Annotated in this window: 11 protein-coding genes; 4 read left to right on the plus strand and 7 right to left on the minus strand. The window is 69.0% G+C overall.

The features are described from left to right. Positions 1–963, minus strand: a complete 963-nt coding sequence (locus tag ACIQF0_RS27975; RefSeq protein WP_401033989.1) for a gamma-glutamylcyclotransferase — start codon at positions 961–963, stop codon at positions 1–3. A gap of 250 nt (positions 964–1,213) precedes the next feature. Beyond that, a complete protein-coding gene (locus ACIQF0_RS27980; protein WP_401033992.1) occupies positions 1,214–1,558 on the minus strand; it encodes a winged helix-turn-helix transcriptional regulator in 345 nt (114 codons plus the stop codon). Between the two features lie 75 nt (positions 1,559–1,633). Here ACIQF0_RS27980 and ACIQF0_RS27985 point away from each other — a divergent pair, with 75 nt between their 5' ends. Further along, complete coding sequence (locus ACIQF0_RS27985; RefSeq protein ID WP_401033995.1) at positions 1,634–2,392, plus strand: NmrA family NAD(P)-binding protein; 759 nt, start codon at positions 1,634–1,636, stop codon at positions 2,390–2,392. Positions 2,393–2,536: 144 nt separating this feature from the next. Here the strand turns inward: ACIQF0_RS27985 and ACIQF0_RS27990 are convergent, their stop codons facing one another. Continuing rightward, positions 2,537–3,640, minus strand: coding sequence for a LysR family transcriptional regulator (locus ACIQF0_RS27990; RefSeq protein ID WP_401033998.1), 1,104 nt, complete (start codon positions 3,638–3,640; stop codon positions 2,537–2,539). Between the two features lie 30 nt (positions 3,641–3,670). On the opposite strand from ACIQF0_RS27990, the gene ACIQF0_RS27995 reads away from it, so the two are divergent. Further along, entirely contained in the window at positions 3,671–4,102 is a 432-nt protein-coding gene (locus ACIQF0_RS27995) for a nitroreductase family deazaflavin-dependent oxidoreductase (RefSeq protein WP_360046891.1), read from the plus strand. Here the strand turns inward: ACIQF0_RS27995 and ACIQF0_RS28000 are convergent. The 4 genes from ACIQF0_RS28000 to ACIQF0_RS28015 all read right to left on the minus strand — a co-directional run bounded on the left by ACIQF0_RS28000 (position 4,092) and on the right by ACIQF0_RS28015 (position 9,689). Further along, positions 4,092–5,366, minus strand: a complete 1,275-nt coding sequence (locus tag ACIQF0_RS28000) for a PhzF family phenazine biosynthesis isomerase (protein ID WP_401034002.1) — start codon at positions 5,364–5,366, stop codon at positions 4,092–4,094. The genes ACIQF0_RS27995 and ACIQF0_RS28000 overlap by 11 nt on opposite strands. 15 nt (positions 5,367–5,381) lie before the next feature. Continuing rightward, on the minus strand, positions 5,382–6,776 hold the full coding sequence (locus tag ACIQF0_RS28005) for a hypothetical protein (protein ID WP_401034005.1): 1,395 nt from the start codon (positions 6,774–6,776) through the stop codon (positions 5,382–5,384). After that, positions 6,773–8,572: a dynamin family protein gene (locus ACIQF0_RS28010; RefSeq protein ID WP_401034891.1), complete on the minus strand. Its 1,800-nt coding sequence runs from the start codon at positions 8,570–8,572 to the stop codon at positions 6,773–6,775. The genes ACIQF0_RS28005 and ACIQF0_RS28010 overlap by 4 nt, the downstream gene beginning before the upstream one ends. 196 nt (positions 8,573–8,768) lie before the next feature. Further along, entirely contained in the window at positions 8,769–9,689 is a 921-nt protein-coding gene (locus tag ACIQF0_RS28015) for an IniB N-terminal domain-containing protein (RefSeq protein WP_360046895.1), read from the minus strand. Between the two features lie 220 nt (positions 9,690–9,909). Between ACIQF0_RS28015 and ACIQF0_RS28020 the strand changes: the two genes are divergently transcribed. Then, a complete protein-coding gene (locus ACIQF0_RS28020) occupies positions 9,910–11,127 on the plus strand; it encodes an Hsp70 family protein (RefSeq protein ID WP_401034008.1) in 1,218 nt (405 codons plus the stop codon). A gap of 2 nt (positions 11,128–11,129) precedes the next feature. Continuing rightward, entirely contained in the window at positions 11,130–13,451 is a 2,322-nt protein-coding gene (locus ACIQF0_RS28025; protein ID WP_401034011.1) for a LuxR C-terminal-related transcriptional regulator, read from the plus strand. Positions 13,452–13,792 lie beyond the last annotated feature (341 nt).

Genomic DNA, 13,792 nt, shown 5'->3' on the forward strand with positions numbered 1-13,792 from the left:
TCACCGGATCTGGTGGACGTCCCAGCCGTCGGGCAGCTCGGACATGCCCTTCACCGCCGCGGTCCAGATGTACGTCCAGGCGATCCGGCCGTCCGGCAGCACGACGCGCACGCGGCGGTAGTCCTCGCCCTCGTACTCGTCGAGCAACGGCAGCGCGTCCTCGGGCGACCTGAGCCGCAGCACGAAGCCCGGCACGCCCAGCCCGGCACCGGGACGCAGCGCGGGGTAGCCCATGCCCGTGTCGAACAACGTGCCGGGCAGGTGGGTCTCCTCCGACTCCACGACGTGCGGCTCCATCAGGTGCCAAGCGTTTGCGCCCGGCTGCAGCGTGCCGTAGACGAACAGCAGTTCGGGCCAGTCGTCCGCGGACGGCTCGCCGTGCACCTCGGTCACGTCCAGTCCGTCGCTCATCGCGGCCCTCTCGCCCAGCACACGAGCGCCTCGCTGCGAGACGTCCGCGCAACGGACCATACGGTCGTTGAAGAGCACGGGCATCCGCTTCTTGGAGCCCGCCGTGTAGGCCAGAACGCTGTCGATGACGCCACCGTTGTAGAGCACCACACGGCCCGTGTGGACACGCACGAGGCGATAGCGCAGTCCGCGTCCCTCGCAACGGTCCAGCACACGCAACTGCTCAGGCGTGGCGAACCAGATGGAGTGCTCTTCGGTGACGCCAGGAGCACCCGCGAGAGTGGCGGGGCGCTGGTCGTCTCGCATGCGCAAGCCGGCGGCCCAGACAGCAGAAAGGCCCTCGCACCGTGCGCGAAGCACGACCGCAGGGCCTTCAAGTCCGAGCTCTTCGCGAAGCCACGTCAGCTTGCTGGGATTGGCGTTCGAGCCGTAACCGAGCACCGGCATGCGGGCCGCCAGCGGGGCCTCGCCGTGGTTCGCCAACCATTGGTCTAGGTCGATGTTCTCCGGCTCAACTCGCCATCCCGACTCCATCGTGAGGTCCGGTCGCACTGGCCAGCCTGTTTCGTCCACGTGAACGAAACAGTGGTCTGGACGAGTGCCCGGATAGGGCTCCGCCGGATGGCTTTCGTCGGTGAACGGTTGGGCCATTGGTCCATTGTGCCAGTGCAGGGGTTCATCTGGCGCCCCCTAATCGTGACCCATCCGATGACTAACCTGGATTCCTAGGGACTTAGTGAGAACTAACACTGCGCAATCGGGTGACTAACCCGATGTCTACCGGCTGACACTCCGGCAGAACTCAGGAGGCGTCATAGCGTTCCTGCGCCTGGGTGACCTCAGGCTGGTTCGCGGCGATCCAATGGGCGAGCGCCACGAGGTGGTTGGCGGCCCCCTTGCCGAGCGGCGTCAGCGAGTACTCGACGTGCGGCGGGATGACCGGATAGACCTCGCGATGCACGAATCCGTCCCGCTCCAGCGTCCGCAACGTCTGGGTGAGCATCTTCTCGCTCGCCAGCTCCAGCTCGCGCCGCAACTCGCTGAACCGCCACGCCTCCCCGTTCGACAGGGCGTTGAGCACCAGCACACCCCATCGGCTTGTGACGTGCTCCATGATCGCCCGCTCGGGACACATCGTGACCTGCATGCTCACCTCCACGTAAGTACCCGACTCCAAAGTGGGTACTTACGAAAGGTTAGCGCTATCCCTAGCTTCGTGGCTATGACGATCCTCATCACCGGAGCAACCGGCCAGCTCGGCAACGCAGTGGTCCGCCACGTCCTGAACCGCACGGACGAGCAGGTCATCGTGTCCGTGCGAGACCCGAAGAAGTTCGACGTGGACGGCGTGGAGGCTCGCCAGGGCGACTTCGAACAGCCGGAGACCCTCAACTTCGCCGGCGCCGACAAGCTGCTGATCGTGTCCGGCGAGGCCCCGGACACCGACACCCGCATCCAGCAGCACAAGAACGCCATCGCCAAGGCCGTGGAACACGGCGTGGGCCACATCTTCTACACGAGCCTCACCGACGCCGACACCTCCACGGTGGGCGTAGCGGTGGTGCACAAGGCCACCGAGGAGGCCATCCGCGCGACCGGCATCCCGTTCACGTTCCTGCGCAACGGCATGTACCACGAGAACTACCTCGGCGCCCTCTCCGGCGACACCGTCGCGGTCTCCACGAAGGACGGCCAGATCGCCAGCGCGGCCCGCGACGACTACGCCCAGGCCGCGGCCGCAGCCCTCACCACGCCCGGCCACGAGAACCAGGTCTACGAGCTCACTGGCTCGACCACCTGGTCCTTCCCGGAACTCGCCGGCGACCGCTTCCAGGACGTGAGCGACGAGGACCTGATCGCGGCAGGCGTGCCCGCGATCTTCGTCGACTTCTTCAAGGCGATCCGCGAGGGCGTGTTCGCCGAGGTCCGCCCGGACCTGGAGAAGCTGATCGGCCGCCCCTCCACCCCGATCAAGGTCTGACCCGGGACTGGCCGTCGCAAGCCCGACCCGCGCGGCCGAGCCCGCCAACGCACACCGTCCGGGCTCGGCCGGGGCGCTCTTCACCCCGGCCTTCGAGGCCGACTGCGCATCCCGCCAGAGGCTCACGCAAGCGGACCGCGTCAACTAGTTGAACTCCGGATGCGCTTCCGGATGCGCGTCCCACCACTTCCGGTACTCCGGATTCCGGTCCAACACAGACCGATAAGCCTCAGCAGCACAAGCGAACACCTCGTGCGCCCGCCCAGCCACCGGCGAATCCCTCCGCGTAGCCACAAAGATGTCGGTCATCAACGGCATCCCCCGCAACCGCCGAATCACGATCCCCTCCCCGGTCCGGGAAGGCGCCGCGGCAAACGAAACACACCCTCCAGCCACCAGACCGCGAGCCATGCTGGCCTCCCCGGTGTGATGGGTCAGCCGAGGCACGAACCCGGCATCCGCACAGGCCTGGAACATCTGCGTCCGGCTCCCGATGTGCTGCTTGGGCGGCGTGACCCAGTCCCGATCGGCAAGATCGGCAAGGTCGACCTCCTCCAGCAAGGCCAGCGGATCGGTCTCCGGCAACGCCACGAACGCCGGCTCGGTCACGAGCTTCCGCAGCTCTATCCCGGCCAGATCCCGCGCGTGCATCCCGTCGAAGAACTCGAACAGCGCCACGTGGACCTGCCCGGCCTCCAGCATGTCCACGATCTCCGCGGACGACGGCCGAACCTCCGCACGCACGTCGGAGTTGAGCGCCCGCAGCCCCTCCACGAGCCGCGCGAAGTACAGGATCGGGGCGCAGCCGAAGATGAGCGGCCCGCGCCGGTCGGTCTCGCGGGTGTTGGCCATCAGCTGTGCCATCTCGTCGAGCACCAGCCTGGCGGTGCCGAGTACGCGGCGCCCCAGGTCCGTTGGGACGCAACCGTTGCGCGTTCGGTCGAACAGCTGACCACCGACGAGGCGTTCCACGGTGCGCAGCTGGGCGGACAAGGCGGGTTGGGTGAGTCCGAGCCGCGTCGCGGCCCTGGTGACGCTGCCTTCCTCGGCGATAGTTCGTACCGCGCGAAGGTGGCGGAGCTCCAGCTCGGGCATAAAGACCTTGTATCCCCCTTCTGAATGCACCGCCACCCTTCGATCGGGGCATAGTGACTTTCGATCGATCATCCGGCCCGGCGCTTGCGGCAGCGCCCGAGGGTCCGGCGCGGGAGGGTGCGCACCCCTCGGTTCGACGCTGCTGTCGCGCACCCTGCGCTCCGCGGCAGTAGCGTCGAACCCATGGCGGTGAAGGACTCTCCCACTAGCTGGGTCAACGAGCACATCCAGAAGTACGTCGAGACCAACGGCGCCGAGGGCCACGAGTGGCGGCCGGGCGTGCACACGTTGCTGCTGACCACCAAGGGGCGCAAGAGCGGCGAGATGCGGCGGACCGCCCTCATCTACCAGCCCTCCGGCGACGACCACGTGGTCGTGGCGTCGCAGGGCGGCAAGCCGACGCACCCGGCGTGGTACCTCAACCTCGAAGAGGAGCCCGTGGTCGACGTCCAGGTGGCGGCGGAGAAGTTCCAGGCGCGCGCTCGCACCGCCGGGCCCGACGAGCGGGACCGGCTGTGGAAGCTGATGAACGAGGTCTGGCCGGCCTACACCGAGTACCAGCAGAAGACCGACCGCGAGATCCCCGTCGTCGTGCTGGAGCGGATCAGCGGATAGGGACGGCGGCACCCGTCACGACCACCCGGCGGTCCTCGCGGGTCGCGTCGACCTCCAGCCGGGACGGCCTGCCCATGTCCTCGCCCTGGCTGATGACGAACCGCTGCGGCCCTTCGAGGTCGCGCAGGTAGCCACCGAACGCGGCCGCGGCGGCGCCCGTCGCCGCGTCCTCCACCACACCCCCGACCGGGAACGGGTCGCGGGCGTGCACCACACCATCGGCGTCGCGCCAGAACAGGTGCACCGTCGTCAGGTCGTGCGCGAGCATCAGGTCGCGCAAGGCGTCGAAGTCGTAGTCCAGCTCGCGCAGCTGTTCGCGGTCCTTCAGCGGGATCAGCAGATGGCGGGCCCCGCCGAAGCCGACGTGCACCGGTCCGTCACCGATCTCCTCGTACCCCAACGCCTCCAGCGCCGCGGAGACCAGGGCCGGGTCCGCCACGGCACTGTCGGTCGGCACGCTGGTCAGCGACGCCGTTCCGCCGGAGGTCTCGATGGTGATCTCCCCGGCGGGCGTGTGGAACGTCAGCGGCCCGTCGCCGATCCGCTCGGCCAGCGCGACGGACGTGGCGATCGTGGCGTGTCCGCAGAACGGCACCTCCGCCTGGGGACTGAAGTACCGCACGTCGAACGAGCGCTCAGCGCGCGGCAGCACGAACGCCGTCTCCGAGTAGCCCACCTTCGCGGCGATGGCGAGCATCTCGTCGTCGGTCAGATCGGACGCGTCGAGCACGACGCCCGCCGGGTTCCCGCCGGCCGGATCGGTCGTGAACGCGCTGTACCGCAGTACGCCCTTGTCGCTCATACCCCGGTCCAACGCGTAGCAGTGCTGAAGTCTTCCGTGCTGGGTCCTGCTGGTGAAGTAGGTCAGCCCGGCCTTCTCCAGCACGCGCCCGGACGCGTGGTTGCGCGCGTCGGTCCCGGCGACGACCCGGTCGGCGATGGCGAGCGCCTTGTCCCGCAGCTGCGCGGCGACCTGCGTGGCGACGCCGCGTCCCCAGTGCGCGGGGTCGATCCAGTAGCCGATCTCGATCTCGCCCAGGTCGCCGTCGAGCATCTGCGCGAGCCCGATGACCACGCCGTCCTCGACGACCACGTGCAGGCCGAAGCCGTGCGTCTCCCAGTGCCGCAACGCCTGCTCGTGCCGTTCCGCCACGTAGTCCGGAGTCCAGGGCATGCCGTTGCCGACGTACACCGTCATCCGAGGATCAGACGCCCACCGCAGCATGTAGCCGAAGTGCCCGTCCTCCCACCGCACGAGTTCCATGGCGACCATCGTGCCTCAGCTGAACTGGGGGAGTAGCCCCTCGCACGTGCGGACCACGATCTGCGCGGCCTTCCGGTGCTCCTGGGACGCGTGCACGTCCGCGGCCTGCGCCTGCCACCGGACCAGCGCGTCGAGCAGGGCCTCGCGCAGCTCCCGCGCGTCGGCCTCGTACTCGAAACCCAGCCGTGCCAACGGAGCGACGCCCTCGGCGCCGATGATCCGCAGTGCCTCCGCCTGGAGTTCGGCGGGCAGTTTCGTCCGTCCGGACTGCAGCGCGGCCACGAGTCGCAGCTCGCGGAAGTCGTGCGCGGAGGCGACGACCCGTTCGAGGTCGGCCATCAGCTTGCGGGCGTTCTGCCGCGGCTCCATCCGGAACAGCACGTCGAGCGCCAGCAACGCCGAGCGCGCCTTGAGGATCTCGCGCCGCTCGACGAAGTGGACGGCGATCGAGTCGCGCAGCTCGCCGAGCCCGCTGCGCTGCACCAGCTGGCCGGTCAGCTTCACCTGCGAGTCGAAGCCCTGCCGGATCAACGCGGTGATCAGCCGGACGCCGAAGATCCCGAACCGCTCCAGCAACGCCTGCCGCACGGCCGGTTCCATCGTCAGCGGGAACTGCTCGCCGGCGAACCGGTCCGCCGACAGCAGGTGGTCCTCCAGCTCCTCACGGCCCAGGGACGACAGCACGCGCAACGCCGCGAACTCGTCCTCCCGCAACGTCTTCGCGGCCACCGCCAGCAGCCCGGCGACCGAGACCACGTTCTGGCACAACGGTTCCACGGCCACGTCACGGCGGTAGCGGCGGGCGATCTGCTTGGCGGACGACAGCGCGTCGATCCGCCCGGCCCCGATCTCGTCGGCACGGGCGAGCACCGCGACCGTGTGCACGGCGGCGGTGCGGGCGATCGGGTGGTCGTTGGCGGACTGCAGGAACTTCAGGTCCTCGTCCTGCACGTGCCGCATCAGGTACAGCAACGCGTCCGCGTCACCGAGCACCTGCTCCGGCGTGGCCTCGGACGGGGTGTCGATCAGCACGACGTCGCGCAACGTCCGCGCGGGCCAGTCGACGACGATCCGGTCGGCCCGGTCGAACTGGCCGGTCTCGACGTGGTTGCGGCTGCCCCGCCTGCCGATCGGGACGTCGTGGGGCCGGCCGGGGCCGGTGAACACCTGCGCGCGCGGTTCGGCACCACCGCGGTACCAGACGAACGAGCTCTGCGGCGTGAACTCGTCGCCGACCAGCGCGTTGACCACAGTGGACTTGCCGATCCGGGACCTGCCGGCCACCGCGATCCGCACGGGTTCGGTGTAGCGCTCGACGTGCGAGCGCAGCCAGGCCGTGGCGCGGGGACTGTCGCGGTAGACACCCAGCGCCTCTTGCAGCATCGACCAGACGACGCGGTCCAATGTCACGCGGTGAGCTCCATCGCCGGACCCCCGAGTGCCTGTACCCGCTTGTAGAGCGTGACGAGCTTGTCCAGCTCCTTGCGGCCTTCCCGCATCCTGCGCTCGCGTTCGGTTTGGTCGTCCTGCACCGCGCGCTTGGCGCTGCGGGCCGACTCCAGCAACGTCTCCTGCAGCTCTTCGGCGAGCGTGCTGAAGTGGTTGCGCAGCGAGCGCTGGATGTGCCGCCCGGAGTCGCGGACGTCCTTGGAGAACTTCATGAAGAAGTCGTCCACGTGCCGTTGCGCGGCGGCCTTCGCGGCGGCCTGGCGGCGCTTCAGCCGTTGGTCGCTCTCGTCCAGAATGGACTTCCCGCCGAACAGCGCGCCGGCGCCGAGCGAGATCACGTTGATCAGCGGCATGCCCGCGAGCGACGTGACCAGGCCGAACATCAGCACGCCGCCGTAGGAGCCGCGAAGACCGGTGAAGAGCTTCTGCGGCATCGAGAACGGCTCGATCTTCGGCTTCTCCAGCTTGCTCGCGGGTTCGAGCAGGTCGTCCGGCAGCACCGAACCCGGGATCAGGTCCTCGCGGTAGACCGGGAAGTTCTTGGCGACCTTCGCGGCCACCCACTCCGCCCGTTCCATCAGCCAGGCGAAGTTCGTGGTGGCGGCCTCGTTGAGGTTGTCCTCCAGCCACTGCTCGAACTTGTCCCAGCCGACCGCGGGGTCGGCCTCGTCGTAGGTCTTGTCGACCTCGCGCAGGATCTTGCGGGTCCGGTCGCGGAGGTCGTACTCGACGTCGGAGATCAGGTCGGCCATCTCGTCGTTGAGCACGTTCTGCCAGCGCGCGGACCGGCGCCGCAGCTCGTCGACCCGTCGCTGGGCCTCCTGCAGCGTCGAGATCGTGGCGACCGTGTGAGACGAGTCGTGGGCCGTGAGTTCTTCGCGCAACGGCGTGACGAGCTGCGTGATCGCACTCGAAGCGACGACGGCGACCGCGCGGCGGGCCAGCAGTTCTGCGCTCGCCACGATGTCGCTCTGCACGCACATCACCAGCTCGGGAAAGCCGGACTCTGCGTTGAGGCGCTGGTCGCCGGTCTTCGCGGCGCGCAACCTGAGCGCGCTCGACACCGGGATGAGCTTCGCGCGGACGCCGGCGCGGGCGAGCAGGGCCCGGTTGCGCTCCACGACGCTGCGCCAGCTCGGCACGAGGTCGATCTTGGTGACGACCACCGTGACGTTCGGGCAGGCCTCCATGACCTTCTTGAGCAGCGTCATCTCGGCCGACGTCAGCTCACCGGTCGCGTCGGACACCAGCAGCACGGCGTCGGCCTGCATCAGCGTCGCGAACGTGCTGGCGGTGTGCGCGGACCGGGTGTCGCCGACGCCGGGGGTGTCGATCAGGACCAGGCCGCTGTCGAGCAGCGCACGTGGAATGCCGATCTCGGCCCGCACGACGTGCTGCGCGGCGGCCTGTTTCGTCACCTGGTCGATCGGAACGGCGATGCGCTCGGTCGGGGTGTGGAAGATCGATCCGCCCGCGGACGCGTTGCGGACCAGCGCCGCCGACGGGGTGTCGGCGTGCTGGACGAAGGTCGGCACAGTCGTCGTGATGTCGTCGCCCACCGCGCAGACGGGGGCGTTGAGCAACGCGTTGACGAGCTGGCTCTTGCCTTGTTTGGACTCGCCGACGACGAGAACGCGCAACTTCGGGTCGAGTTGCTGTGCCCGCTTTTCGCGCAGCCGGGCCTCCAGATCGGGCCTCCGGTGCGTGACGCAGGCCCCGATCGTCTCGTCGAGCACGTCGAGCCAGGGCGGTGCCATCACCTGACTCATAGTGCCGTGTTCACCCCCTTGGGTGAAAGCCTCGAACGCAATACCGGTTTTGTTCGGGCAGATGGGGCTGTTCGGAAGGGCCGTGACGTTTCTCACCGTCACCTCGCACTGATCGTTTTGTCAGCCGAGACAGCGAACCGGCCCTGTCTGCGTGAGACAGGGCCGGTCCGCTTGGGAGGGTGGATCAGCCGAGAAGGCCCAGGTCCAGGTCGCCGACAACCGGGACGTTGTGCGTGACGTCGGTGACGGTGCCGAGGACGTTGCCCACGCCGTGGTCGCCGCCGAGCACGTTGCCGACGCCGTGGTCACCGGTGACGGAGCCGGCGACACCGGTCGCCGTGCCGACGAGGCCGGTCGCGGTGTGCGTGACCTGGCCGACGGTGTCCAGGGAGTGCAGGCCGACGTCGCCGTTGCCCAGGTCGTCCAGGCCGCTCGTGTTCAGCACGCCGAGGCTGACGTCGCCGCCGCCCAGCACGCCCAGGGCGTCGTGGCCGAGGCCCGTCACGCCGCCGAGCTGGCCGAGGATGCCGTCGACACCGGGGACGGCCGAGGTGACGCCGTCCAGCGGCGCGTCGACGGTCGCGGTGGCGGTGTCGGCCACGTCGAGGACGGTGCCGGTCAGCGGGGACGCGGTCTGGTCGAGGACCGAGGTCACGTCGCTGACGGCGGAGAAGTCGCCGTCGAGGCCCAGGGCGACGCGGGAGTACTCACCGAGGGAGCTGTTCTCCGCGGCGAACTTGAAGCCGTCGCCGTTGGCCGCGAGCATGCCGGCCGAGGACGTCTGCAGGTCGGTGAGGCTCACGCCCGACGAGGTCAGCTGAGACGCGACCGCCTGCAGCTGGCTGATGGCGCCGAGCGGGCCGTCCGCGAGGAGGGCGTCGGTGGGCAGGGTCAGGTCGACACCGTCGATGGCGGGCAGGCCAGCGGGGGTGGCGGGCAGCAGGTCGATCACCAGCGGGATGACTTCCTGCACGTCGACGGCCGTGATGTCGGCCAGGCCAGCCTGCTCCAGGGTGCCCTGAGCGTCGGCCGCGAACGCGTCCTTGAGCGACGGGTCGCTGAGCAGGTTGAGCACGAAGTCGTGGAGCGTGCTGGGCTGGGTCATCTGAGGGCACTCCATGGTGAGACGCGGATGTCGTTCGGGGTGTGTGACTGAAAGTTATGAGAGCGGGCCGCCACCTGCATCGGGGATCACTCCCAGTCAATCCCCGTTCCCCAATGGGGTGACGGTCGTTGACCCCCTAGGGGATTAGGGGCCTCACTTGAGCGTCTCTTGTTCACCCGTGTAGGTACTGGTCGCTGCTGCGAACAGGTGAGGAAGAGACTTGGCGTACGTACTGGGAGTCGATGTCGGCACCACCCGGACGACGGCTGCCGTGTGCCGCCTCGACGGCGCCCGGGATGCCGAGATCGTCCTCGTGGTGCCCTCGTTCTTGCAGCTCACGGACGCAGGAACGTTCAACGTCGGTGAGCGCGGCGTGGCCGGGTGGACCGCCTCCGGTTTCGCCCGCCGGGTCGGTGACGCGGTGCCGTTCGCGCTGGGTCCGGAGATGTGCCCGGCCGAGGAGCTCACCGCGTTGCTGATCATGTGGGTCGTCGGCGAAGTGGTCGCCCGAGAGGGTGAACAGCCCCGGCACCTGGCAGTGAGTCACCCAGCCGGGTGGGGCCCCTATCGCCGAGGACAGCTGTACGCGGCGTTGCGGGCCGTCGGCTTGCACGACGTGACGCTCGTGCCGGAGCCGTTGGCGGCGGCGGAGAACCACGCCGTGCGTTCCCGTGTGATGCCTGACGCGTCGTTGGCGGTGTTCTCACTGGGCAGCCACGCGTTCTCCGCGTCGGTCGTCCGGCGTGCGCAGAAACGGACGTTCGAGCTGGTCAACCACGTCGATGGCGTCGACCACCACACCGGCGCCGACTTCGACGACCTGCTGATGGGACTGGTGCGAGGCCGGCTCGGCAAGGACGGCCTCGTGTCGTCCGCCGAGTGCGAGGCGGCGAAGCGGGCGTTCGGCCCGTCCGGTCAGTCCGTGGTGGTCAGCGGCGTGGAGATCGCGCGCGACGAGTTCGTGGACGAGATCCGCCCGTCCGTCGACCACCTGGTCGGCACCTTCGTCCGTGCCCTGGGAACCGTGCAGCCCGACGCGGTGCTGCTCGTCGGCGGTGGCTGCCGGATGCCCGTGATCGGCGACGCGCTGTCGTCCTCGGTCGACTGCCGTGTGCTGGCCGAGGCCGCCCCCGAGCACTCGGTCGCCAAGGGCCTCGCGGTCGCCGCGCGCCTGGTGCTGATGGGCCCCGAGGCCGAACCGGCGCCGCTCGACACGTCGGTCCTGGTGCACACCCGCGAAGCGTCGTTGCGCTTCCCCGTCGGCGAGGTCCCGAACCCCGAAGACGACGAGTTCTCCGCGCCACCGCCCCGCCCGCCGGTGGACGTGTCCCCGCTGGAGCTGCCGCCGAGGCGGGTGAAGCGCGTCGCGAGCGCGCTCAAGCCCGCCGGACGCCGCTCCGGCTCCCGATCCCGAGACGATGATGAGGACGGCCGTTGAGCGTGACCACGCGAGCCAGGTTGGTGCTGGACGCCCCAGTGCGAGGCGTCCTCGACCGGATCAACGAGGCTGCACCGGGCGACCGCCTGCGTGTTGTCGTTGCGGCGCCTGGTGGTTACGGCAAGACAGCGCTGCTTTCGGAGATCACCAACACCGCCGTGCGCGTGGTGGACGACGCGCACCTGCTGGACGATGCTTCGTTGCGCTCTCTTGCCTCCGAACCGCTTTTGGTACTGGCCTACCGCCCGTGGCCGCGCCGTGCGCTTTTGGCCGAACTGACCCGTGGCGCGGTCGTCGTGCCGTTGGCGCCGCTGTCCCGTGAGGGCGTTCGCGAGCTGCTGAACGCTCCCAAGGCTGTTGCTGACTTCGTGTTCGCGCAGACCGGTGGCGTGCCGCTGTTCGTGGAACGTCTTGGCGCCGTCGCTGAGGTTTCCGCCGACGTGCTGAGTGCGTTCCGCGCCGAACTCGACTGGCTCGACGCCGACCTGCAGAAGTTCCTGCTGGCCGCGGAAGCCGGGGCCGCCCAGCGCCTGGACCTGCTGTCCGCGTTGCTGGACAAGGACTTCGACGAGGTCAGCGACATCATCGAGGCCGCCCGTGCCACCGGCCTGCTGGCCGAGGACGGCACGCTGCTGCCGTTGGCGTCGCGGGCCGTGGGCTCGTTGACCCGTGCCGAGCGGCGGATCGCGGTGCGGCAGAAGCTGGCCCAGCTCCAGCTCGACCGCGGTGGTCCTGTGCTGGAGCTGGTGCGGCCTTTGCTCGACACCGGCATCGGCGGCCCGGTGTTCGTCGCCGCCGCCCGTGAGGCCCTGGCTTCGGATCCCGCTCTCGCGGCTCAGCTGTTCAAGGCCTCGACGGGCGGCGGTGTTCCCGCTGCCGAGACCGCGGCTTCGTGGGCCACGGCGTCGGCGATGGCGGGCGACCTGGACGGCGCTCTTCGCCTCGCTGACCAGGTCATCAGCATTCCTGACTCGCCGCATCGCCGGACCGCGGCCGAGGTCGCGGCGGTCGCCTTGGCCCACCGCGGTCAGCTGGCTCGGAGCACCGAGTTGTTCCGCTGGGCCGCCACTCCGTACGCGGCGGCCTTCGCCGGGATCGGGTTGATCGGCACCGGGCACCTGTTCGAGGAGACGCCGCCGCAGCCGCCGACGATGCTCGGCGGTGCGGCCTCGTTGATGTTGCAGGGTGTTCGGCAGTCGGTCGTGGGAGCCGAGACCGTCGCACTGTCCACTTTGGTCCGTGCTTCGTCGATGCTCGAACCTGCCGGCGGTGCGGTGTTGTTGCCGGACAGCCCGGCTGCGTTGGCCGCACTGGTCGCGGTGCACTGCGGCGAGCCGAACGTGGCCGAGTCGGTGCTCGATCGCGCGGTCGAGACCGGTACCGGTGGCGTGCTGATGTCGGTGCGGCACCGGTTGTTGCAGGCCTGGCTGCACATGTTGCGCGGGAACCTGGCCGTGGCGCGCGAGACGCTGATGTCCGTTCGCGGGGCTTTCGAGCCTCGTGACTGGATCTTCGCGGTGGCCCTCGAGGTCGGCGTTGCCCGGCGGAACTCCGACCTGGCCACGTTGCGGCGGACCTGGGAGCAGGCCTGCGAGGCCGTTCTGCGGCATCCGGTGGACCTGTTCAGCCTGTTGCCGTTGGGGGAGTTCGCCGCCGCTGCCGCCCGGTTGCGGGATCACGAGCGGCTGGCGCCGCATCTCGCGCAGGCCGGTGCTTTGTTGCGGTCGTTGGGAAATCCGCCGCTGTGGTCCATGCAGCTGCACTGGAGTTTGCTGCACGCGGCGATCATTGACGAGAACACCGCTGCCGCTGAGGAGCATGCGGCCGCGTTGGCCGTTCATCGGGAGCGGAGCCGGTACTGCGCGATTCTGTCCGCGGCCGCCGAGTGCTGGCTGGACGTGGTGGCCGGCGAAGTGGATGCCGATCGGGTCGAGGAAGCTGCTCGGGGGTTGCACGCGGTCGGGCTTTGGTGGGACGCCTCCCGGTTGGCCGGGCAGGCCGCGATTCGCACCGCCGATCGGCAGGCGATGGTTCGGTTGCTGGACTGCGCTCGGTTGTTGCAGGGGCGACCGGTTTCTGCTCGGCGGGGGGCTGAGTCTGATGCTGCTCCCGTGGTCGAGGACGCCGGGAAGCTGAGTGATCGGGAGCGGGAGGTGGCTCAGTTGGTGGTGGAGGGGATGACCTACAAGCAGGTTGGGGATCGGTTGTTCATCTCCGCCAAGACTGTTGAGCACCACATGGCTCGGATGAGGCAGCGGTTGGGGTCTACGTCTCGGTCGGATTTGCTGGCTCAGTTGCGGCACATCATTGGGAGTGTGGGCTGACGCCTGTTGTGTCGTCCGTAGGTGGTTGGGTTGCGTGCTGGTGTGGCGGCTGATTCCTGGGGCTCCGCCCCAGACCCCGCCAATCTGATCAAAAGCCCACCCGGACCGCACGGCAAGGACGGCTCGCCTTCGGCTTCGCATGCGATCAGGTGCTGGTCGCGGGTGATCATGGGCCTGGTGCCGTTCACCGTCGTCAACCCTCCGCTGGCCGCGTGTAGCCCGATCGAAGGTCGAGGGTTGGCCTTGTTCATGAGAAAATTGGTCCGATTGAGCGAGTAAAGGCTGTAACGCTCAGAGATCGCTATACCCCCGTTGGGGGGAACGGTGCCGCGCATTGGGAC

The organism is Lentzea sp. NPDC092896 (genome assembly GCF_044754905.1).
Classification (GTDB): domain Bacteria; phylum Actinomycetota; class Actinomycetes; order Mycobacteriales; family Pseudonocardiaceae; genus Lentzea.

What these genes read in the sequence shown, in the direction of transcription:
- ACIQF0_RS27980 (WP_401033992.1), bottom strand. Translation starts at nt 1,558, where the DNA reads ATGCAGGTCACGATGTGTCCCGAGCGGGCGATCATGGAGCACGTCACA.
- ACIQF0_RS27985 (WP_401033995.1), top strand. Translation starts at nt 1,634, where the DNA reads ATGACGATCCTCATCACCGGAGCAACCGGCCAGCTCGGCAACGCAGTG.
- ACIQF0_RS27995 (WP_360046891.1), top strand. Translation starts at nt 3,671, where the DNA reads ATGGCGGTGAAGGACTCTCCCACTAGCTGGGTCAACGAGCACATCCAG.
- ACIQF0_RS28000 (WP_401034002.1), bottom strand. Translation starts at nt 5,366, where the DNA reads ATGGAACTCGTGCGGTGGGAGGACGGGCACTTCGGCTACATGCTGCGG.
- ACIQF0_RS28010 (WP_401034891.1), bottom strand. Translation starts at nt 8,572, where the DNA reads ATGGCACCGCCCTGGCTCGACGTGCTCGACGAGACGATCGGGGCCTGC.
- ACIQF0_RS28015 (WP_360046895.1), bottom strand. Translation starts at nt 9,689, where the DNA reads ATGACCCAGCCCAGCACGCTCCACGACTTCGTGCTCAACCTGCTCAGC.